Origin of the sequence: Kitasatospora sp. NPDC059646 (genome assembly GCF_042734615.1) — a bacterium.
GTDB lineage: Bacteria > Actinomycetota > Actinomycetes > Streptomycetales > Streptomycetaceae > Kitasatospora.
The window spans coordinates 187,373-209,615 of sequence record NZ_JBHWDS010000001.1; the positions used below are offsets into that span (position 1 = coordinate 187,373).

At 74.2% G+C, this 22,243-nt stretch carries 10 protein-coding genes, 1 tRNA gene and 1 riboswitch; of the genes, 3 read left to right on the forward strand and 8 right to left on the reverse strand.

Features of this window, described 5'->3' with window-relative positions:
- Positions 1-204: 204 nt before the first annotated feature.
- Positions 205-1,527, reverse strand: a complete 1,323-nt coding sequence (locus ACFV1L_RS00890) for a M20/M25/M40 family metallo-hydrolase (RefSeq protein WP_380361696.1) — start codon at positions 1,525-1,527, stop codon at positions 205-207.
- A gap of 247 nt (positions 1,528-1,774) precedes the next feature.
- On the opposite strand from ACFV1L_RS00890, the gene ACFV1L_RS00895 reads away from it, so the two are divergent.
- Positions 1,775-1,862: transfer RNA gene (locus tag ACFV1L_RS00895), tRNA-Leu, on the forward strand.
- Positions 1,863-1,910: 48 nt separating this feature from the next.
- Here the strand turns inward: ACFV1L_RS00895 and ACFV1L_RS00900 are convergent.
- The 5 genes from ACFV1L_RS00900 to ACFV1L_RS00920 form a co-directional block, all read right to left on the reverse strand.
- Positions 1,911-9,356, reverse strand: a complete 7,446-nt coding sequence (locus ACFV1L_RS00900; protein WP_380361697.1) for a MupA/Atu3671 family FMN-dependent luciferase-like monooxygenase — start codon at positions 9,354-9,356, stop codon at positions 1,911-1,913.
- The gene (locus ACFV1L_RS00905) at positions 9,353-12,652 is read right to left on the reverse strand and encodes a type I polyketide synthase (protein WP_380361699.1); all 3,300 of its coding nucleotides are present in this window, start codon (positions 12,650-12,652) and stop codon (positions 9,353-9,355) included. The genes ACFV1L_RS00900 and ACFV1L_RS00905 overlap by 4 nt, the downstream gene beginning before the upstream one ends.
- On the reverse strand, positions 12,649-13,911 hold the full coding sequence (locus ACFV1L_RS00910) for an MFS transporter (RefSeq protein WP_380361701.1): 1,263 nt from the start codon (positions 13,909-13,911) through the stop codon (positions 12,649-12,651). The genes ACFV1L_RS00905 and ACFV1L_RS00910 overlap by 4 nt, the downstream gene beginning before the upstream one ends.
- A gap of 230 nt (positions 13,912-14,141) precedes the next feature.
- Complete coding sequence (locus ACFV1L_RS00915) at positions 14,142-15,866, reverse strand: putative Ig domain-containing protein (RefSeq protein ID WP_380361703.1); 1,725 nt, start codon at positions 15,864-15,866, stop codon at positions 14,142-14,144.
- 217 nt (positions 15,867-16,083) lie between these two features.
- Positions 16,084-16,533 (reverse strand): acyl-CoA thioesterase, encoded by a 450-nt coding sequence (locus ACFV1L_RS00920; RefSeq protein WP_380361705.1) that lies wholly within the window; start codon positions 16,531-16,533, stop codon positions 16,084-16,086.
- A gap of 63 nt (positions 16,534-16,596) precedes the next feature.
- Positions 16,597-16,741, reverse strand: a riboswitch (cobalamin riboswitch).
- A 416-nt stretch (positions 16,742-17,157) separates the two neighbouring features.
- On the opposite strand from ACFV1L_RS00920, the gene ACFV1L_RS00925 reads away from it, so the two are divergent.
- Entirely contained in the window at positions 17,158-18,459 is a 1,302-nt protein-coding gene (locus ACFV1L_RS00925) for a YncE family protein (protein ID WP_380361707.1), read from the forward strand.
- A 4-nt stretch (positions 18,460-18,463) separates the two neighbouring features.
- Here the strand turns inward: ACFV1L_RS00925 and ACFV1L_RS00930 are convergent, their stop codons facing one another.
- Both ACFV1L_RS00930 and ACFV1L_RS00935 read right to left on the reverse strand, forming a co-directional pair.
- The gene (locus ACFV1L_RS00930) at positions 18,464-18,754 is read right to left on the reverse strand and encodes a sulfurtransferase TusA family protein (RefSeq protein WP_380361708.1); all 291 of its coding nucleotides are present in this window, start codon (positions 18,752-18,754) and stop codon (positions 18,464-18,466) included.
- Positions 18,751-20,016: an MFS transporter gene (locus tag ACFV1L_RS00935; RefSeq protein ID WP_380361710.1), complete on the reverse strand. Its 1,266-nt coding sequence runs from the start codon at positions 20,014-20,016 to the stop codon at positions 18,751-18,753. The genes ACFV1L_RS00930 and ACFV1L_RS00935 overlap by 4 nt, the downstream gene beginning before the upstream one ends.
- A gap of 189 nt (positions 20,017-20,205) precedes the next feature.
- Here ACFV1L_RS00935 and ACFV1L_RS00940 point away from each other — a divergent pair, with 189 nt between their 5' ends.
- Positions 20,206-22,074 carry a flavin monoamine oxidase family protein gene (locus ACFV1L_RS00940; protein WP_380361712.1) on the forward strand — a complete coding sequence of 623 codons (1,869 nt, stop codon included), beginning with the start codon at positions 20,206-20,208 and terminating at the stop codon, positions 22,072-22,074.
- The last annotated feature ends 169 nt before the right edge of the window (positions 22,075-22,243 follow it).

Here is a 22,243-nt window from a genome sequence, read left to right on the forward strand (position 1 = left end):
CTGCATCCGGATGAACGAAGGCCCGGCGCCGCGGATGCGGGGCCGGGCCGACATTCACCCGTTGAAGTGATCAAGCGAACAGATGATCGCCATCTCTCCAGCTGTCCAGCTTTGATGCTGGGCTGTTTCTCATACTCGCCCGGGCCGTCGCCGGGGCCGACCACCCGCCGCCGCAGCGCGGCGCCAGGGCGGGCCGATCCGGCGTCAGGACAGGTCGATGAAGCGGTCGAGCACCCGGACGCCGAACTTCAGGCCGTCCACCGGCACCCGCTCGTCCACGCCGTGGAACATGCCGGCGAAGTCCAGGTCCGGCGGGAGCTGGAGCGGGGCGAAGCCGAAGCAGCGGATGCCCAGGTCCTGGAAGGACTTGGCGTCGGTGCCGCCGGACAGGCAGTAGGGGACGGCCCGGGCGATCGGGTCCTCGGCGCGCAGCGCGGTCTGCATGGCCTCGACCAGGGCGCCGTCGAAGCTGGTCTCCAGCGCCTTGTCGTAGTGCAGGCTCTCGCGCTTGACGCGCGGGCCGAGCACGCTGTCCAGCTCGGCGAGGAACTCCTCCTCGTAGCCGGGCAGGAAGCGGCCGTCGACGTGCGCGGTGGCCTGGCCGGGGATCACGTTGACCTTGTAGCCGGCGCCGAGCATGGTCGGCTGGGCGGTGTTGCGCAGGGTGGTGCCGATCATCTTGGCGATGCCGCCGAGCACCCGGAGCGTCTCGTCCATGTCCTCCGGGTCGAGCCGGACGCCGAGGGCGTCGGAGAGCTCGTCGAGGAACGCCCGGACGGTCTTGGTGATCCGCAGCGGGAACTGGTGCCGGCCGAGCCGGGCCACCGCCTCGCACAGTTCGGTGATCGCGTTGTCGTCGTTCTCCATCGAGCCGTGGCCGGCCCGGCCCTCGACGGTCAGGCGCATCCAGTGCATGCCCTTCTCCGCCGTCTCGACCAGGTACAGCCGGGCCTGGTCGTTGACGGTGAAGGAGAAGCCGCCGACCTCGCCGATCGCCTCGGTGACGCCCTCGAACAGCTCGGGGTGACGGTCCACCAGGAACCGGGCGCCGTAGGTGCCGCCGGCCTCCTCGTCGGCGAGGAACGCCAGCACCAGGTCGCGCGGGGGCTTGCGGCCGGTGCGCAGCCGGTCGCGGACGACCGCGAGGGTCATCGCGTCCATGTCCTTCATGTCGACCGCGCCGCGGCCCCACACGCAGCCGTCGGTGATCTCCCCGGAGAACGGGTGCACCGTCCAGTCGTCGGCGTTGGCCGGCACCACGTCGGTGTGGCCGTGGATCAGCAGCCCGGGGCGGGAGCGGTCCTCGCCCTCGATCCGCACCACCGTGGAGGCGCGGCCCTTCGCCGATTCGAAGATCTGCGGTTCCAGCCCGAACTCGGCGAGCTGCTCGGCGACGTACTCGGCCGCCTTCCGCTCCCCCGGGCCCGAGCCGTCGCCGTAGTTGCTGGTGTCGATGCGGATCAGGTCGCGGCAGATCTCGGCGACCTCCGACTCGGCTGTCACCCGGTGCTCGGTGCCCACACTCATCGCTCCCACCTTGTCTCGGCCCGCCCGGCGCGGCTGCGGTCCGCGCCGCCCCGGCCGGCCGGGGGCCGCGGGCGCCATTCCGCCATCCTCCCCCAGCACCCGCCGCACCCCAAGGGCGCGGGTGCCCGACACCCCCCGCTTTCGAAGCCCCGTCCACCCCGCCGCCCCCGGTTTTGGGACTCGCAGGCGATCTTTGCTACTGTTGTCCATGTCAGCGCGGGACAACAGCCCGCGGAGACAACACCCGGTCCGGGTGGCGGAATGGCAGACGCGCTAGCTTGAGGTGCTAGTGCCCTTTATCGGGCGTGGGGGTTCAAGTCCCCCCTCGGACACCAGCCGGAAGACCCCAGGTTCCCCTGGGGTCTTCCGCTTTTTCCGCCGAGCTACCCGCCGGCCGGGGTGTCGGACAGGGCCCGGGTGACGAGGTCGTCCAGGAGGGCCGTGTAGCGGCCGGTCCAGGAGTCGATGGTCTCGGCGTCCCAGAGGTCGGTCGTGTACTCGAGGTAGCCGGCGTAGACGTCGCCCGCGGGGACGAGGCCGAGGTTGAACTCGCTGCGGGCCGCGGGGATGGTGAGGTCCTCGACCCGGACGGTGAGGCCGGGCAGGTCGATGTCGGTCTCCAGCGAGCTCTGGTACTGGAAGCCGTGGTCGAGCCGGTCGGGGACGTCGGACAGGCCGCGTTCGCGCAGGCGCGGGCCGATGACGGACAGCGGCATCAGGTGTTCCAGGGCCTCGGCCGCGGTGCGGGCGGTCTCGCGGACCTGGTCGGCGAACGGCGTGGAGGATGCGGTCCGCAGCCGCAGCAGCATCGAGCTGACGGTGCAGGCGAGCAGCGTCTCCTCCTCGCGGCGCGCGCGGTTGGCGTACGCGACCTGGACGAGGTGGTCGTCGCGGCCGTTGAGGGTTCCCATGAAGCGGCCGAGGGCGGTGACCGTGACGGCGAACGGGGTGGTGCCGAGCCGCCTGGCCAGTTCCTCGACCCGGTGCCGCGCGTCGGACGGCACCGTGAACTGGGCGACCTGGCCCAGGCCGCTGAGCTTCTCGGGGCGCGGCCGGTCCAGCGGGAGGTCGTGGGTGAAGGGCGGTGCGTCCTTCAACTGCCGTTCCCAGTAGGCGTAGTCGTCCTCGCGGTCGGCCTGGCCGCGGGCCTGCTCGGACCGGGCGTAGGCGGTCTGCTGGGTCGCCGGCGGCAGGCCGTGCGGCTCACCGGTCACCGCCGCCCGGTACAGGGCGGCGAGCTCCTTGAGCAGCAGGCTGACGGCCCAGCCGTCGCACATCGAGTGGTGCATGACGAACACCAGCGCCCAGGACTCCTCGCCGGTGCGCACCAGCCGGATCGCCGGGTGGGCGCCCGCCGCGATGTCGAACGGGTGCCTGGCCGCCTCGGTGCTGATCCGGGACAGCTCCGCCTCCCGTTCGGTCTCGGGCAGGCCCCTCAGGTCCTCGACGGGGGGCCGGACCGGTGCGGCGGGCAGGACGTCCTGCCACCAGTCCTCGGGCCGCTCGCCGCGCACGCACCGGGTGCGCAGGGACTCGTGGCGTTCCGTCAGTCCGGTGAGGGCGGTGTGGAGCGCGGCGACGTCCAGCGGGCCGGTGAGGAGGAGACGCAGCGCGACGTTGAACACCTCTGGCACCGGGAGCTTGCCGATCCGGTCGACGAACCGTGCCTGCGTGACGGTGAGCGGGGGGCGGTCGGGGGCGGCGGTCGGGAGCGGCGACGGTGCGGGTGCGCCGCCGGCGGCGTCCACGAAGGCGGCCATCGCGGCCGGGGTGGGCTGCTGGAAGAGCCGGGTGACGGGCACGTCCACTCCGAGGGCCTCCCGGACCCGGTTCACCAGCCGGATCGCGGTGATCGAGTGGCCGCCGAGGGCGAAGAACGAGGCGTGCGGGTCGACCGCCTGCGCGTCGAGGCCGAACTCGGCCGCCCACAGCTCGCGCACCCGCTCCAGGGTCCGCGTCGGGCGGGGGTCCACCGCCCCGGGCGCGGGGGGCGCCTGCGGGGCGGGCGTCGTCGGAACGGTGATGTCGGGTTCGGGCAGGGCGGCGCGGTCCAGCTTGCCGATGCCGGTGAGCGGCAGCCGCGGCAGGACCGCCCAGACGCGCGGCACCAGGTACTCCGGCACCCGGCGGCCGAGCGCCCCGGCGGTCAGCACCGCGAAGGCGGTGCGCTGGGCGGCGGCCGTCGCGTCGTCGCCGTCCAGCGGCTCGGCGGGGACGACGTAGCCGGCCAGGAAGGCGTCGCCGCGCGCGTCGCGGCGGGCGACGACGGCGGCGTCCCGCACGCCCCACACCTGGCGCAGCTGTGCGGTGGCCTCGCCCGGTTCGACCCGGAACCCGCGGATCTTCACCTGGTCGTCGACGCGTCCGCAGAACTCCAGCAGTCCGGTGGCGGGGTCGCGCCGCACCAGGTCGCCGGTGCGGTACGCGAGCGCTCCGGGGCCGCCCTCCGGGTCGGGCAGGAACCGGGCGGCGGTCTCCTCCGGCCGGTTCAGGTAGCCGAGCGCGACTCCGGCGCCCGCGACGTGCAGTTCGCCGGGCGTCCCGTCGGGCACCGGCCGGCCGTCGGGGTCCAGCAGCCGCACCCGGACGTTGTCCACGGGCAGGCCGATCGGGATCGGGCCGCTCTCGGCGCCCTCGGGTGCGACGGTCGCCACCGTGCACAGGACGGTGGCCTCCGTCGGCCCGTAGACGTTGGTGACCCGGTACGGCGCGGAGGCGTGCGGCCGGACCCGCAGCACGTCGCCGCCGACGGCCAGGTGGCGCAGCGGCGGCCGGTGCCGCTGGTCGAGGCCGATCAGCGCCTCGCCGAAGGCGGTGGTGAGGAAGGAGAAGGTGATGCCGTGCACGGTGTACCAGCGGGCCAGCGCCAGCGGGTCCTTGCGGGTCTCGTCGTCGGCGACGACGAGGGTGGCGCCCGCGGTGAGGGTCGGCCAGATCTCCATCAGCGATCCGTCGAAGGCGACGCTGGACAGCAGTGCCGTGCGGTCCTCGGAGGTGGTCGCGAAGTACCGGTGGTGCCACTGGCAGAACGCCACCAGGTTGCGGTGCGGGACGGCGACTCCCTTGGGGCGTCCGGTCGTTCCGGAGGTGTGCAGCGCGTAGCAGAGCGAGGACGGCGTCGCCGTGTCGTCGGCGGCGGTGAGGGCGGGGGCGCTGCCGGGGTCGTTGACGTCGAGCACGGTGGCCCCGGCGGGCAGGTCGAGGCCGGCCGCCGCGTCGCCGGTGGTCAGCAGCAGCGGCGAGGCGCAGTCGGCGAGGACGGCGTTGGCGCGGGCGAGCCCGAGGCCCGGGTCGATCGGAGCGTAGCCGTGGCCGGCCTTGAGGACGGCGAGCATCGCCACGACCAGGTCGGGCGAGCGGTCCAGCCAGAGCGGGACCGGCCGGTGCACCCCGGGCTCGGGCGGGCCGAGCCGGTGCCGGACGGCGGCGGCGAGCCGGGCCGCCCGTCGCTCCAACTCGCTGTAGGTGAGGACGGTTTCGCCGTCGACCACGGCCGCGCGGCCCGGGTGGCGGGCCGCCTGCCGGGCGACCCAGGCGTGCACGGTCGTGTCGGGCACCTCGCGGACCGGGCCGCGGAGGCCGTCGGCCGCCGCCGGGGCGGTGGTGGCGCCGAGGCGGGACAGCGGCGTCGCGGCGTCCGCCACGGCCTGCCGCAGGATGTCGGCGAAGGCGGTGAACCAGCGGTCGATCGTCGCGGGGTCGAACAGGTCGGTGTTGTACTCGAGGTGGCAGCGGATGCCCTCGGCCGGGCCGCCGTCGGTGAAGTACACGCACAGGTCGGTGAGGGCCTTGTCGGGCCCGGCGTCCAGGGCGGTGGCCCGCACGCCCGGCAGGTCGAGGCGGAACGGCTCGTCCCGTTCGAACTCGGCGAGCACCTGGAAGACCGGTGTGCGGTCGGTGGCGCGGCTCGGCGCCAGCTCCCGCACCACCGCCTCGAACGGGACGGCGGCGTGGTCGTAGGCGTCCAGCGCGGTGCGCCGCACCCGGTCGAGGAGGGTGGCGAAGTCGGGGTCGCCGGACAGGTCGACGCGCAGCGCCAGGGTGTTGACGAAGAATCCGACCAGGTCCTCCGAGCCCTCGGGGCGGTCGGAGATCGGCGTGCCGATCACCACGTCCCGGTCGCCGGTGAGGCGGTGCAGCAGCGCCGCGTAGCCCGCGATCAGGGTCATGAACAGCGTCGCCCGCCGACTGCGGCTCAGTTTCCGCAGCCCGTCCGAGAGTTCGGGGGCGAGGGTGCGGAACGCGGCCCTGCCCGCCGAGGTCATCACCGGGGGGCGGGGCCGGTCGGTGGGGAGGTCCAGTACCGGCAGGTCGCCGCCGAGGGCCTTCCGCCAGTACGCGAGGTCGGCCGACGTCCCGGGGCTGTCGGCGGCGGCCCGCTGCGCCCGGGCGTGGTCGGCGTACGACCGGGTGAGCGCGGGCAGTTCGCCGTCCGGGACGGTCCGGCCGGCCGTCGCGGCGCGGTAGAAGGCGGACAGGTCGCGGGTCATCACGGACGCCGACTCGGCGTCCACCACGATGTGGTGCAGCGAGAGGACCAGGACGTGGCGCTGCTCGGCGAGCCTCACCAGCCGGGTGACGAAGAGCGGGCCGTCCGCCAGGTCGAAGCGGCGGGCGCTCTCCGCGTCGAGCACGTCCTGCACGGCGGCGTGCGGGTCGGCCCCGGCCGGGGTGGCGGCCGATCGGTCGATCAGCTCGAAGTCCGGCTCGTGCGGGGGCAGGACGACCTGCACGGGCTCGCCCGGTCCGGCCTCGCGGAAGACGGTGCGCAGGCTCTCGTGGCGGGCCACCAGCGACCGCAGGGCGGACCGGAGCGCGGGGACGTCCAGCGGGCCGTCCAGCAGGAGGGCCTTGGACTCGTTGTAGGCGGTGCCGCCCGGCATGATCCGCTCCTGCGTCCAGATCCGCTGCTGGCCGGAGGAGAGCGGGTGCTGCCACGCCTCCGGCTCGCCCGCGCCGGTCCCCCCGGGCGGTGCCGGGACGGGCGCGGCGCGGCGGGCGGCGTAGCAGCGGCGCAGCGCGTCGAGGTGGGGCAGGCCGGCCCGCAGGGCGGTCTCCGGGACGCCGAAGTCGACCAGTGCGACGATCTCGTCGACGCCGGCCTCGGTGACGGCGTCCACCACGGGGGCCACGGTGTCGGGGGTGCCGATCAGCGCCCGGTCGTCGCAGTAGCGGCGGTAGGCGCGGGCGAACAGCACCTCCTGGTCGTCCTGGCTCAGCGACGACAGGTCGACGTTGTACCCGAGGCTGTTGGTCACCCCGCCGAACAGCGAGAGCGAGGCCCTCATGTACCGCGAGAGCGGTTCGAACGCCGCCTCCCGCGCCCGGTCGTGGTCGTCGCCGAGCAGGGTGTGCAGCAGGACGGCGACCCGTCCCGCGGCCGGGTCGAGGCCGTGGGCGGCGCGGGCGCGACGGTACCGGGCGATGTTGTCACGCAGCTGGTCGATGCTCTGGGACATCAGGTTGGTGACGACGCCCAGGTCGTGGCGGGCGGCCAGTTCGTAGGAGGCCGGATTGCCGACGACGGCCGTGAACATCGGCGGCAGGTCCTGCACCGGACGCGGGAACAGCCGGATCGCGGCCTCGCTGCCGTCCCCGACGGTGCGGCTGAGGGCCTCGCCGCGCCACAGCGCCCGGACGTCGGCGAGCTGCTCGAACATCGACTCCTTGTGGCGGCCGAACCGGTCCGGGAAGAAGACGAAGTCGTTGGCGTTCCAGCCGCTCGCGCAGCCGATGCCGACCCGGCCGCCGGAGAGGTTGTCCACCATCGACCACTCCTCGGCGACCCGGATCGGGTCGTGGAGCGGCAGGACGACCGAGCCGGCGTTGATCCGGACGCGTTCCGTCTCCCGGGCGAGGGCCGCCCCGAGCACGGCGGGGTTGGGGAACAGGCCGCCGAAGGAGTGGAAGTGGCGTTCGGGCATCCAGAGCGAATGGAAGCCGTGGGTGTCGGCGAAGCGGGCGGTCTCCAGGATCGTGGCGTACCTGTCCGGGCGGGGGGCCTCCTCCTCCGGGTAGTCGCCGAAGAAGTAGATGCCGAAGTCGGGGCCGGCCGGGCGGGCCCCGCCGGCGGCCGGGACAGGAGTGCTGACGGGAGCCGGGACGGCCGGGGCCGGGGTGGCGGGAGCCGGGGCCGGGGTGGCGGGAGCCGGGGCCGGGGTGGCGGCCGGGGCGGCCGGGGCGGCGGCCGGGGCGGAGAGCGGCATCGCGCCGACCGGTGCCGGAGTCCGGGCCGGCGCGGGGGTGGCCGGGGCGGCCGGGGTGGCCGCCGGGGTGCGGGTGCGGGTGGTCGGGAAGAATCCGGCGTCGCGCAGCTCGCGCAGCGAGCCCTGCACGGCGTCCGTGACCACGGCGAGGTCCTCGTCCGTGTGCGCGGTGGACAGGAAGAAGTTCCGCCACTCCCACACGAACACTCCGCGCAGCAGCAGGTGGTGGTACAGCAGTTCCATGTCCGCGCGGTGCTCGAAGCGGAACATCGAGCCGAAGTGCGCGAGCCGCAGCGGGAATTCCTCGGCCTCGAAGAAGCCGTTGAGCTCGGCGGCGAACCGGTCCGTCCGGCTGTTGAGCCGCTGCTGGAGCGAGGGCCCCTGCGCCTTGAGGTGGCTGAGGACGGCGCGGGCCGCGACCATCGACACCGGGTGCTGGATGTAGGTGCCGCCGAAGAAGGTGGTCTCGCCCGGCGGGTAGCTGGCGTCCCCGTAGCTCCAGTACCCGCCGTCGACGCCGTCCATGATGTCGGCCCGGCCGGCGATGGCGCCGATCGGGAAACCGCCGCCGAGCAGTTTGCCGTAGGTGGCCAGGTCCGGCGTCACGCCGTACAGCTCCTGCGCGCCGCGCAGCGCCGGGCGGAAGCCGGTGAGCATCTCGTCGAACATGAGCACGATCCCGTGGCGCCGGGTGAGCGCGCGCAACTCCCGGACGAACTCGACGGGTTGCAGGGACGGGTGGCGGCTCTGCACCGGCTCGATGATGCAGGCGGCGACGGACTGCGCCTGCTCCTCGATGATCCGCAGCGAGGCCGGGTCGCCGTAGTCGAGGACGAGCAGGTCGGCGACCGCGCTGTCCGGGATGCCGATCGACACGGGGGCGGTGGAGCGCTCCTCGCCCTTCCCCGCCGCGCGGCCGAGGACGTTGTCCGCGTGGCCGTGGTACGAGCCGTGGAACGTCACGATCTTCCGGCGCCCGGTGGCGGCGCGGGCGAGCCGGATCGCCGCCGAGTTGGCCTCCGTCCCGGAGTTGGCGAACGCCACCCGCTCCATGCCGGTGATCTCGGCGAGCAGTTCGGCGGCCTCACCCGTCTCGGCGTTGCGCGGCCCCAACTGCACGCCGCGCGACAGGTGTTCGCGCACCGCCTCGCGGACGAACGGCGGCTCGTGCCCGAACATCAGGACGCCGAAGCCCATGGTGATGTCGGTGTAGCGGTTGCCGTCGATGTCGGTGATCGACACGCCGGACGCGCCGCGTGCCGCGATCGGGTACAGCATCTCCTTGGTGCTGGAGCGGAAGCCGACCACGGCCCGGCTGTCGGCCAGCACCCGGCGGTGGCGCTGCGCCAGCTCCTTCGACGTGGGCGTCTTCGCGGTGTACCGGCGGACGAGGTCGTCCAGGTGCCGCTTGCGGGAGTCGGGCCCGGCGCCGCTGACCATGCCGGACGCGCGGTCGACGGCCACCCGCGGCCCGTGCATCCGCGGTGCGGCGCCGGACGGGGCCGCCGGGACCGTCCCGGCCAGTTGCGCGGAGATCCGCCGCGAGAGCTCCGCCATCGCGGCGAGGTCGCCGTCGGCGGCGGCGGTGACGGCCGCGAGGCCGTCCGGCTGCGGCGCGTTCATCGGCCACCGGCCGCGGGGAGGGAAGCCAGCTGACGGGACACCAGCTCGGCGAGCTGCGTCATCATCTGCAGCTGGATCTGGGTGAGTTGCTGGATCTGGCGGGCCAGGTCCTCGACCTCCTGGCGCGTCGCGTAGACCGGGGCCGCGGCCGGAGCGGCGGGGACGGGTGCGGCGGCCACGACGGCGGCGGGTGCGGGAGCGACGGGCGCGGCGACGACCGGCTCGACCGGCTCGGCGACGACCGGCTCGACGGGCGCGGGCGCGGCCACCGGGGTCTGCCCGGGAGCCGGGGCGCCCGGGAGCCGGCCCACGATCAGCTCGGCCAGCAGGCGCGGCGTTCCGGCCTCCTCGAAGAGTTCGCGCATCGCGACCTTCACCTGGTGCTCCTGCTCGATGAGCCGCAGCAGGTGGATCAGCTGCAGCGAGTCGGCGCCCAGGTCGAAGAAGGAGGTGTCGTCGGTCACCGCCCCCGGATCCGCGCCGAATTGCTCGACCGTCACTTCCACGATGCGGCGGCGTACGTCGTCGGCGGTGACCGTGCCCGTGCTGCTCAGTTCCACTGCGTCCTCGTCTTCCGTAGGTTCACCGAAGGTGCTGATCGTCTGTGCGGGGCCTGTCCAGTAGTGCCGGCGCTGGAAGCGGTAGGCGGGCAGCGGGATGCGGCCGCCGGGGGTGCCGTCCAGCAGGTGGTGCCAGTCCACGGGCGCGCCTGCGCAGTGCAGGGCGGCGGCCGCGGACCAGAGGGGGTCGGTGCCCGCGCCGCGGCGGGTCGCCGAGGCGACGGTGGCGTGCGGCAGGGCGCGCCCGGCGAGGCCGCCGAGCGTGTGGTGCGGGCCGAGGTCCAGCAGCACGGGCTCGCCGTCGGCGTGCGCCCCGAGCGTCGCGAGCACGGCGTCGAACCGGACCGGCTCGCGGGCGTGCCGCAGGAAGTAGTCGGCGTCGGGCACCCAGCCCACGGGGCGGATCCGGCCGTCCAGCCCGCTCACGAACGGGACGGTCAGCGGCCGGAAGGCGGTGCCTTCCAGGACGCTGCGGAACGCGTCGAGCGCCGGTTCGGTCAGCGCCGTGTGGAAGGCCCGGTCGACCGGGAGCCGGTCGCCGGGGATGCCGCGTTCGGCGAGCAGGGCGACCAGCTTCTCGGCCGCCTCGACCGGTCCGCCCAGGACGTGCGAGCGCTCGCCGTTGGCGACGGCGACCTCCAACCCCGGTACCTCGTCGGCGAGCCGGTCCGCGGTGGCGCGGTCGGCGGCGACGGCGACCATCGCCCCGGGCGGGCAGGCCTGCATGAGCCGGCCGCGTTCGGCGGTGAGCCGCAGCCCGTCGGGCACGGTGAGCGCCCCGGCAGCCGCCAGGGCCGCGTACTCCCCGGCGCTGTGTCCGGCGACGACCGCGGGCCGCACCCCGGCCTGCTCCCACAGGCGGGTGAGCGCCGCCTGGAGGGCGAACAGCGCGGGCTGCGCGGTGGCGGTCGGCCAGGTCTCGGTCCCGTCGGCTTCCGGGCCGGTGCGGAACGCGTCCAGCAGCGGCGTGCCGTACTCCCGGCGGTACTGCGCCTCGCAGGCGTCGAGGACGTCCGCGACCGCCGGGAACCTCCGGTCGAAGGGTGCGGCCATGCCGCGGAACGGGCTGCCCTGGCCCGCGAACAGGAAGCCGACCGGCCGCCCGCCCTCGCGCGGTGCGAGGCCGGACCACACCGGGCCGCGCCCGCCGGCGGCCGGGGCCGCTCCGGTCAGCCAGCGGTCGAGCGCGTCGGCGAGCGCCGCCGGACTCTCGCCGCGCACGGCGAGCCGGTGGCGTCCGTGGGTGCGGCCGAGCGCGGCGGTGGTGACCAGGTCGGGCATCGACGTGTCGGGGTGCCGGCGCAGGTGGGTGCGCAGGGCGCGGGCGTTCGCGGTGAGCGCCTGCGGGTCGCGTCCGGAGACCAGCAGCACGCCGGGAACGGGGTGGGCGCCGTCCTCGGGCGCGGGGGTCGGCGGCGGCTCCTCCAGCAGGACGTGGACGTTGGTGCCGCCGACGCCGAGGGAGGTGACGCCGGCGCGGCGCGGGCGTCCGTCGCGCGGCCAGGGCCGGGCCTCGCGGGGGATGTAGAAGGGGCTGGCGGCGAGGTCGATCCCCGGGTTGGGGCTCCGGAAGTTGGCCATCGGCGGGATCACCCCGTGGCGCACCGCGAGCATCGCCTTGATCAGGCCGACCAGGCCCGAAGCCACGTCCAGGTGGCCGATGTTGGACTTGGTCGAGCCGATCGCGCAGTAGCCGGTGCGGTCGGTGTCGACGCGGAACGCCGCGGTGGCGCCGTCGAACTCGATCGGGTCGCCCTTGAGCGTGCCGGTGCCGTGGGTCTCCAGCAGGCCGATCTCGTCCGCGCCGATCCCGGCCGTCTCCAGCGCCCTGCGGATCGCGGTCTGCTGGCCGGCCGCACTGGGCGCGGTGTAGGTGTGTTTGGCAGCGCCGTCGTTGCTGACGCCCCATCCGCTGATGACGCCGTGGACGGTGTCCCGGTCGGCGAGGGCGCGGTCGAGCCGCTTGAGGACGACCGCCACCACGCCGTTGCCGCCGACCGTGCCGTCCGCCGCCGCGTCGAACGCCCGTACCCGGCCGGTCTTCGACAGGATCGAGCCCTTGACGTACTGGTAGCCCAGCACCTGCGGTGTGTGGATGGCCGCGGCTCCGACGAGCGCGAGGTCGGTCTCGCCGGACAGCACGGCCTGTGCGGCGGTCTGCACGGCGACGAGCGAACTGGAGCACCCCGTCTGGATGTTGAAGGCGGGGCCGGTCAGGTCCAGCCGGAAGGAGGCGCGGGTGGCGGTGAAGTCGGGGTAGTTGCCGATCAGCACCTGCAGGCGCGAGAGCCAGTCCTCGGCGAGCGCTCCGCGCAGCACGTTGTTGATCAGGTAGGTCTGCAGCGAGTACAGCTCGTAGCCGGTGCTGGCGTAGACGCCGATCCGGGTGCCCGGGCGTTCCCGCGGGTAGCCTGCGTTCTCCAGGGCGTGGTAGGCGACTTCGAGGAAGAGGCGGTGCTGCGGGTCGGTGCAGGCGGCCTCCCGGCCGCTCATGCCGAAGAACGCGGCGTCGAACTGGGAGATGTCGCCGTCCAGGACGGCGCTGGCGCCCACGAAGTCCGGTGCCCGGTACTTCTCGGGCGGGATCCCGGCGGCGGCGAGTTCGTCGTCCGTGAAGTGCCGGACGCGGTCCTCGCCGTCGCGCACCACCCGCCAGAAGGCGTCGGGGGTGGTGGCGCCGGGGAGGCGCAGCGCGACGCCGATGACGGCGACCCGGCGGTCGGCGGGGGTGGTCATACCCGTTCTCCTTCGGACGCGGGGACCGGGTCGCCGGCCGGCGCCGGGGCGGCCCGTCGGGTGGCCGCGCCCCGCACCAGCAGGAGCAGGAATCCGACGCAGAGCACGATGGCGAGGCCGTGGAAGCCGCCGACCACCCGCAGGGGGGAGAAGTGCTCCAGCAGTACGCCGCTGAGGATCATGCCGAGGCCGAAGCCGAGGTTCTCCACCGACGCCGACAGGCCGAACACGCGGGCCCGTTGCGCGTCCGGGACGGTCTGCAGCCGGGAGACGTAGGCGACTTCGGTCAGCCCGTCGGCCATGCCGGCCAGCAGGGCGACGACGACCGCCAGGGCGGTCGGCAGGCCGGCGAAGACCAGGATGAACGCGGCCGACATCACGCAGGCGCCCAGGGCGAAGACCCGCTCCCCCGGGCTGCGGCCGGTGCGGGACGTCCAGCGGGAGAGGATCTGCTGCACGGCGATGTTGCCGATCGCCCAGGTCGCCCAGAACTGGCTGATGAACGCGGCCGGGTGGGCGTGGTCGAGGGCGTCGGAGTAGATCGGCAGGGCGACGTTGTGGGACGAGGAGCCGAGGCCGTCGACCGCCCGGACCAGGACCATCACGGCGACGACGGGCATCGACCGCAGCAGCACCACGGTGGCCCACCGTCCGCCGCCGTCCTTCGCCTTGGCGGCGGGTGCCGGCGGGTCGTCGGCCCGCGCGGCCTCGGTGCGGATCGGCAGCGACAGCAGCACGCTCGCCGAGACCAGGAACGTCAGTGCGTCGAGGGCGAAGGCCCAGCGGTAGCCGAGTTGGGCGACGATGACGCTCGCGGAGCCGAACCCGGCCACCATCGCCAGCGAACGGCCGGTCGCCAGCAGGCTGTTGGCCCTGGTCCGCAGGTCGGCGCCGACGATCTCGGGGACCGCGCTGCGCAGCGACACCCCGGAGACGGTCGAGCAGGCGCCGGCCACGACCGCGAGTCCGAACAGCAGCGCGACCCGCGCGCCCGACGGTGCCAGCAGCAGCAGGACCAGTGCGGTCGCCTGGGTGAGGTCTGCCCCCACCATCAGGCGTTTGCGCGGAATCCGTGAAGCGAGTGCGCCCGCGACGACTCCGGACGCCACGCTGGTGAGCAGCCGCACCGCCATGTACAGGCCGGCCGTCAGGGCACTGCCCGTCAGGTGGTACACGAAGACGTTGAGCGCGACCATGTTGAGATAACTGCCGTACGCGGAAACCGCGTTACCCGCGACGAGCAGGCGGAAACGTTTCACCTCGACCCCCACTCCGAGCCTGTGGCATGGACGCGACCAGCCATGGCTGCCGCAGTCTAGGAAGGCCAAGATCCTCATGGCAAGACCTTCACAAAGCGGCCTGGATTCCAGAACGGAAGTAATCGGGGAGTAAAGGAGAATCATCCGGCGGCGCAGCGCGGCGGGTCCGCCCGTGCGCGGCCGCGAAGTCCCGGGCCGGGTGGGGCCGGCCCGGGGGTCTCCGGGTGGGGTCAGGACACGTTGAGGGTGATGTCGTCCAGGACGAACGAGGTCTGCTTGGTGTAGTCCTCGGTGCCGGTGAACTTCAGGGTGACGGTCTGGCCGGCGTAGGCGGCGAGGTTGAAGGTGCGCTGCTGGTAGCCGCTGGCCGCGTTGGTGTTGCTGTAGGTGGCGAGGGTGGTCCCGTTGGCCGTCACGGCGAGGGTGTCGAACACCGTGGTGGCCGAGGAGGCGCTGTCGATGTGCAGCCAGAAGCTGAGGTTGTAGCTGCTGCAGCCGGTCGGCAGGGTGACGGTCTGGGCGAGGGTGTCGGTGTTGGCGGCGCCGTAGCCGTCCAGCCAGGCGTCGTAGCTGCCGCTGTGGGCGGGCTCGCTGCTGCTGCTGTTGATGGTGCTGGAGCCGCCGCTGTTGGTCTCGGTCCAGCCGGAGGTGGAGCCGGTCTCGAAGCCGGGGTTGGTGATCAGCTGGGCGGCGGTGCAGGTGCTGCCGCCGCTCGCGGCGACCGTCCAGGTGAAGGTGGCGGTGGCGGACGGCCCGGTGGAGTCGGTGGCGGTGACGGTCACCGTGGAGGTGCCCGCGGTGGTGGGCGTGCCGCTGATCAGGCCGGTGGCGGAGTTGACGGTCAGTCCGGCGGGCAGGCCGGTGGCCGCGTAGCCCAGGGTGCCGCCGGCGGTGTCGGTGGCGGACAGCTGGAGGCTGGTCGCGGTGCCGACGGTGGCGGTGCGGGCGCCCGGGTTGGTGAGCGAGACCGAGCCGGTGTTGCCGGTGGAGCCGCCCTGGGCGAGCCAGGCGGTGGCGTTGAGGGCGAGCGCGGCGTCGGTGCCGGCCGGGTCGTTCCAGCCGTTGTACAGGGTGTTGCCGGACTGGCCGGTGCCGTCGTCGATCGGCGAGGAGTCGCCCCAGATCGCGACCCGGCCGTTGCCGAAGGTCGAGGTGGCGAACGCCGCGCCGGTGTTGCCGCTGTACCCGGTGCGGTAGACCAGGCCCTTGACGTTGGGGTTGTCGGCGGGCTTGAGGGTGAAGGTGGTGCCGTTGCGGATGATCGAGCCGGTGACCTTGCCGAAGGAGCCGTTCAGCACCGGGTCGGTGGCGTCGGTGATCGCCCGCGGGTTGTCGGTGGTGATGTTCAGCAGGTCGACGGAGAAGCCGAACGGGTCGGTGTTGTCGACGCTGTTGGTGGTCAGCAGGTCGTTGATGATGGCCGGGGAGTCCCAGCCGTCGTTGTTGCGGTCGCTGACGGTGTGGTCGGAGATCAGGAACAGGCCGCCGCCGTTCTGGACGAACTTCATCACGGCGGTCTTCTCGGCGTCGCTGAGCCGCACGTTGGGCTCGGGCAGCACGAACTCGTCGAAGTTGGCGAGGTCGAGCGCGCCACCGGTGCCGTAGGTGATGGTGTTGCCGGCCGGCAGGGTCTTCAGGCTGTAGTTGCCGGTCTTCTGCAGGGCCACGCCCCAGGCGGAGATGGCGCCGGTCCAGCTGGTCTCGCCGGTGGGGTTGGCGTTCTGCGCCAGCGGGTCGGGCTGGCTGGTGGAGATGATCCAGTCCGCGTTGCCCGCGGTCTCCGCCTTGGAGTTGTCGAAGAGCACCCGCTTGGGGGTGGCGGCGGCGGCCGCGGCGGTGGTGGTCTTGGGGGTGGCGGCGGTGGCGTGCTGCGGGACGGCGCTCGCTCCGGCTGCGGCCACCAGGGCGGCGGCGGTGAGGGCCAGCGGGCGGGCGGCCTTCCACGTTCTGATCATCTGTCAATCTCCTCGAACCACAGGAACCATGGGGTGCGCTACGCGCGTAGGCGGGCACACGCTGCCATGGTGGGGTAAGCGGAGCTTGAACGGAACATGTCGATCTCACGCCGCCGCAAATGCGGCGGTTTGTTCGACGTGAGAGTGATCACGTAGACCGCAGGCCCCGGAGCACCGAAGGGGATCGGCGCTCCGGGGCCCGGACGGTGACAGGACGTCAGGCGGTCGCGGCAGGCTCCGCCGGGAGCAGCGCCGGGACCGGCCGCGGGCGGCTGTCGGCGTCGACGGCGACGAAGGTGAGCCGCGCGGTGGCGACCTCGGTGACCGGGCCGGCGGCGGCGTTCCAGCGCTGCGCGGTGACGCTGACCCGGACGGTCATCGAGGTACGGCCGGCCCGTTCGAGCTCGGCGTGCGCGGTGAGCAGGTCGCCGGCCCGGACGGGGGCGAGGAAGGACATGCCGTCCACCGCGGCCGTGACGGCCGGGCCCTCGGCGTGCCGGGCGGCGGCCGCGCCGGCGGCGTCGTCGATGAGCTTCATCACCACGCCGCCGTGGATGGTGCCGTACAGGTTGGTGTCGTGCTCGCTCATGATGTGCGCGAGCGTGACCTCGGACGCCTCCGCGGGCTTGGCGGCGGTCATCACGGGTGTCGCGGTCTGGTCTGCCACGTCAACTCTCCTTCGCGAGTTGCGACTCGGGCCGCGGCGCCGGTGGGCGCTGCGGGCGGCGGCAGGTCTTCGGACTCGCGGGCCCTCTCCCGTGGGGGGCTTCCTACTGGCCGTCGCTTCCCGGGCCGGTCGGGCCCAGTGCGTGTGACGGCGGTCGTTCCCGCTCACCGCTGCGAGGCAGTCCTGGACTCGCACCAGGTTCCCTCTTGCGACGCGCCCGGCCTGGTCGGACGGGGGCGAACCGCTGCCCGACCAGCCTATATCCCGTTCCGAGGTGCTCCTGACGGCGGTCGGCGGGGCGGGTCGGCGACGCTCCGGCGGCGGGGCGCGCGGGTCGTCCCGGCCGAGGACGCCGACGCGGCGCCGCCGGAGGCGACGGCCGCGGCCGTCGCCTCCGGGAGCTGCGGCGCGGACCGGTCCGCCGCCCGGGGCGGCCTCGGGCGGCGGGACCGCCGGCCACCACCCGCGTGGACCTCAACTCCCGCTTCCACGGCCCCAGTTCGCTCCCGATGTCTTGTCAGCCCCGGCCCACCTCCCTACTGTCGAGTAACGCCCGCGCCACGGCGCGTCCCGGCGCCGGTCTCCGGGCGTTCCCCCTTGGCCTGTCCGCGTGAAGGAGCCGTGATGTCCCGTTCCCCGTTCCGGCGCTCTCGACGTGCGAGTCGCCTCGCAGGCGTCGCGGCGGTGTGTGTCCTGGCGGTGTCCGGTCCGGGCGCGGTGGCCCGGGCGGGTGCGGCCGCCCCGGACGCGGCGGCCGCGTCGACCCCCGCGGCCGACGGTCTGCGGGAGGTGCTGTTCGTCGGCAACAACTGGGACGGCACGGCGGACGCGGTGACCTCGCGCGGGGCGCTGGCGCGGGTGGGCCGGGTCAACGTCGTCCCGGACAAGGACCAGCGGCTGGCCGAGATCGCCCTGAACCCGGTGAAGCTGGCCTACTTCCTGGGCGTGCGGCTGGGCCCCGGGGAGGGCCACGACCAGTTCGTCGACGACATGTACACCACGCCGGACGGCTCCGCGCTGGTGGTCTCGCGGCCGAGCTTCGCCGACGTGGTCTCGGTCGATCTGGCCACGGGTCGGATCAACTGGCGTTTCCCGGTGGACGGCTACCGCTCCGACCACATGGCGCTGTCGCCGGACGGCACCCGGGTGGTGGTCTCCGCGTCCACCGCGAACACCGTGCAGGTGCTGGACATCGCCACCGGCCGGCTGCTCGGCTCGTTCGCCGCCGGCGACAAGCCGCACGAGAACCTGTACACGGACGGCGGCCGGCAGATCTGGAACATGTCGATCGGCGAGGTCACCACCGCCCTGGACGCGCCGTGGCTGGACTGGACGAAGGGCGACCGGCACATCACGGTCGTCGACGCCGACACCTTCCGGACGGTGCGCACCATCGACATGCGCCAGCGGCTGGACGCCGTCGGCCGCTCCGACCTGTCCAACGCGGTGCGGCCGGCGGTGTTCGCCCCGGACGGCGGGACGCTGTACTTCCAGGTCTCCTTCTTCAACGGGTTCGTGGAGTACGACGTGGCGAGCGACCGGATCACCCGCGTCAAGACGCTGCCGAAGAATCCCGCGACCAGCGAGGACCGCACCACCTGGGTCAACGACTCGCGCCACCACGGCCTGTCGATGAGCCCGGACGGCGGCCGGCTCTGCGTCGCGGGCACGATGGACGACTACGCCACGGTGGTGGACCGGGCGACCCTCCAGGAGGGGCCGCTGGTGCCGGCGTCCAAGCCGTACTGGGCGACGGTCAGCGGCGACGGGAAGTCCTGCATCATCTCGGAGAGCGGCGCCGACCGGGTCACCGTCATCGACTTCGCCACCGGGCTGCCCACGTCGGGGGTCGACGTCGGCGACCACCCGCAGCGGGTCCGCCTCGGCCACGTCCCGGCGGGCTGGAGCGGCCCCGCCGCGGGCTGACCCGTCAGCCGTCCGCGCGGTGCCAGGGGGCGTCGGCGCGGGTGGGGGCCGGGTCGGCGGCCAGGCGCAGCGCGTAGGTCTGGTCGTCGACCGGGCCGAGGTACCGGTGGCCGGTGAGGTGGCACCAGGCGGGGAGGTCGAGCGGCGCGGCGGGGTCGGTGGCCAGCACGTGCACCAGGGTGTCGGCGGGGGCGTCGGCGACGGCCGCGCGCAGGCGCAGCAGCAGGGCGACGCAGAGCAGTCCGCGGCCGTCGACGGTGAGTCCGGGCGTCCCGGGGCACTGAGGGGCCGTCACCGCCGGCTCCGGGTGGCAGCGGTGGCGAGGGCGGGCAGGACCAGCAGGGCGAGCAGGCCGGCGCCGAGGGCGAGGACGGAGTAGCCGGCCCGGTCGGCGACGACGCCGGAGGCCAGGCCGCCGGTGGCGCCGGCGATCGCGATGGCGACGTCCACGCTGCCCTGGGTCCTGGCGCGGCGGTCCAGCGGGACGGCATCGGTGAGGAGTGCGGTGCCGGCGACCAGGCCGAAGTTCCAGCCGAGGCCGAGCAGGACGAGCGCGAGGGCGAGCAGCGGGACGGAGCGGGCGGGGGCAGCGGCGGCGAGCAGGCCGGCGGCGAGCAGGGTGAGTCCGGCGGCGGTGCCGACGGTCAGCGGGCCGTGCCGGTCGACCAGCCGTCCGGTGAGCGGGGAGGGCAGGTACATCGCGGCGACGTGCAGGGCGATGACGAGTCCGGACGCGGCGGTGCCCCGACCCGCGTCGTGCAGGTGGACGGGCGTCATGGTCATCACGCCGACCATCACCACCTGGGTGACCACCATCACCTGGGCGCCGAGCAGGACGCGGTTGCGGGTGCGGGCGGTTGACGCGGCGTCGGTCGGCTGCGGGTCGCTCCCGGCCGTGGGGGCGGCAGCGGCGGCGCGGGCGAGCAGCAGCGGGTCGGGGTGCAGCCGGGTGGCGAGGACGAGCGCGGCGGCGGCGTAGGCGAGTCCGGCCAGCAGGAACGGCCCGGCCAGGCGCGGCAGGTGGAGGGCGTGGGCGAGGACGCCGGTGGGCGCGGCCAGGTTGGGGCCGAGGACGCCGCCGAGGGTGGTGGCGACCAGCACGGTGGAGACGGCGCGGGCCCGGTGCCCGGGGGCGGCGAGGTCCGCTCCGGCGTACCGGGCCTGGAGGTTGGTGGCGGTGCCGGCGCCGTAGACGAACAGCGCGAGGAACAGCAGGACGGGGCTGTCGAGCGCGGCGGCGGCGATCACGCCGACGCTGCCGAGGGCGCCGGTCGCGTAGCCGGCGGCGAGTCCGGCCCGGCGCCCACGGGTGCCGGACAATCGGCTGACCACGATCGCGGCGAGGGCGCTGCCGGCGGTGAACAGCGCGCTGGGCAGGCCGGCGAGTCCGGTGCTGCCGAGCATGTCCTGGGCGAGCAGCGCGCCGACGGTGATGCCGGCGGCGAGCCCGGCGCCGCTGAGGATCTGGGAGGTGACCAGGGTCCGCAGGATGTGCCGCTGGACGGCGGGGTCGACGGCCAGTTCGGCGGGCGGCGGGGCGGTGGCGGTGCTGGTCACGGATTCTCCTGATTCTCCATGTTTCTATGGAATACGATAGGCCCCGGCCGACCCGGCCCCGCGCCCGGCGTGCGTTCGGAAGCGGTGCGCGCCCCCGTTCACCGCAAGTGCCCACCGGGCGGGTGACGGGCGGGTCGTTCGTGAGCCGAGCTCGCGTGTCGAGGGGTGCGGCGCTGCCACCCTGGGCCGGTGATCTCTCGACGCGGACTGCTCTTTGCCTCCGGCGGCGCGGTGACGGCTGCCGCCCTGGCCGGCCCCGGGGCCGGTACTTCTCGCGCGGCGGGCGCTGCGCCGCCGGACCCGGCGCGGCAGGAGGCGGCGCTGATCATGGCGCGCCGGATCCTGCTGACCGACGCCGACCACAACGACCTGACGCTGGAGTACCTGAAGCTGCTGACGGGCCGTCAGCGCCTGCGGCAGACCGCGACCCGCGACGTGCTGGTGGTCGGCGCGGGCGTGGCCGGCATGGTGTGCGCCCGGCTGCTCCAGGCGGCCGGCCACAACGTGCGGCTGCTGGAGGCCAACCGCAGCCGGGTCGGCGGCCGGGTGAAGACCTTCCGCGGCGACGTCTGGCAGGACTCCCGGCTGCACGCCGAGGCGGGCGCGATGCGCTTCCCGTCAAGCCACGTGCTGACCCTCGCGCTGGCCGACCACCTGAACGTGCCGCGCCGCCCGTTCCACCTGGTGGACGTCCCGCCGGTGCCGGACGTCGTCTCGAACGACGCCCGGGTGGTCTACACCTCGTGGACGGGCGAGCAGTTCGCCACCGGCAACGCCCCCGAGTACAAGGCGCCGGCGGGCCTCGGCGAGCGCTTCGTCCACGTCAACGGACAGACCGTCAGCAAGAAGGCGTACGCGGCCGACCCGGGCCCGGTCAACAAGAGCTTCGGCTGGGACAGCGGCCAGACCACCGGGCAGGCCTTCGACAGGGCACTGGACACCGCCCGCGCCTACACCATGGTCAAGAACGACGACGGCACCTGGACCGACAAGCCGATCGAGCAGCGGGTCACCGGCATGGCGAACCTGCTGTACGACATGGACGGCTACTCGCTGCTGCGCTACCTGGAGGAGAGCGAGGGCTGGAAGGACGCCCAGATCCAGGCGGTCGGCACCCTGGAGAACCTGACCAGCCGGCTGTCCTACGGCTTCCTGCACTCGGTGTTCGACGCCGGCGACATCAACCCGTCCGTCACCTACTTCGAGTTCAGCGCGGGCACCGACGCCCTCACCGAGGCGCTCTCCCAGGGCCTGGCCATCGAACGCGGCCAGGTCGTCACCCGGGTCCGGACGGACGACAGCGGCGTGACGGTCTTCGCCGAGCCGGAGACCGGCCCGGAGGACGAGGCCTGCGACGGCGCGATCGGCGGCCCCCGCACCGAGTACCGGGCCGACGCGGTGGTGCTGGCGGTGCCGTTCGCGGCGCTGCGGCACGTCGACTTCGAACCGCTGCTCCCCTACGGCAAGCGGCGGGCGATCAACGAACTCAAGCACGACACCGCGCACAAGGTGCTGCTGGAGTTCACCGAGCGCTGGTGGGAGTGGGACGAGGACGCCTGGCGGGAGAAGCTCGGCGACGACTACCGGCCCGCCCCGCACGGCCCGGCGGTGGGCGCGGTCGGCGGCGGCTGCGTCTCCGACGAGGCCGGCCGGTTCGTCTACTTCCCCTCCCACCCCAGCGACGGCGGCGCACCCGGCGGCGTCGTGCTGGCCGCCTACAACTGGGCCGAGGACGCGCTGCGCTTCGACGCCCTCACCCCCGCCGACCGGCACACCGAGGCGCTGGACCACCTGGCCGGCCTGTTCGGCGAGCGGATCCGCCGCTACGTCACCGACCGGCACGTCTCGCAGTCCTGGCTGCGCAACCGCTGGGCGCTGGGCGAGGCCGTCATCGAGACGCCCGGCCAACTGCTCAGCCTCGGCCCGCACGTGGCCACCCCCGTGGACAACCGGCTGTTCTTCGCCGGCGACCACTGCATGCCGCGCTACCACGCCTGGGTGTCCGGCGCGATCGCCTCCGGCGTGGAGGCCGCGATCCAGGTTGCCGCCGGCTCCTGACCGCCCCGCCCGCGCCCATCGCCCCGCCGCCCCGTCAATCCGGCGGGGCGGCGGGCGCGTTCGGCGTTCCGCCGTCGTCCGGCGTCCCGTCGGCCGTCCGGCCGTCCGGGCGACGGAGCCGGGCCCGCCGGCGGCCGTGTCCCGACGGACGCCGGGGCGGCGGCGCGGA

Coding starts and splice junctions, on each gene's coding strand:
- ACFV1L_RS00890 (WP_380361696.1), bottom strand. CDS start 1,527: ATGAGTGTGGGCACCGAGCACCGGGTGACAGCCGAGTCGGAGGTCGCC.
- ACFV1L_RS00900 (WP_380361697.1), bottom strand. CDS start 9,356: ATGAACGCGCCGCAGCCGGACGGCCTCGCGGCCGTCACCGCCGCCGCC.
- ACFV1L_RS00905 (WP_380361699.1), bottom strand. CDS start 12,652: ATGACCACCCCCGCCGACCGCCGGGTCGCCGTCATCGGCGTCGCGCTG.
- ACFV1L_RS00915 (WP_380361703.1), bottom strand. CDS start 15,866: ATGATCAGAACGTGGAAGGCCGCCCGCCCGCTGGCCCTCACCGCCGCC.
- ACFV1L_RS00925 (WP_380361707.1), top strand. CDS start 17,158: ATGTCCCGTTCCCCGTTCCGGCGCTCTCGACGTGCGAGTCGCCTCGCA.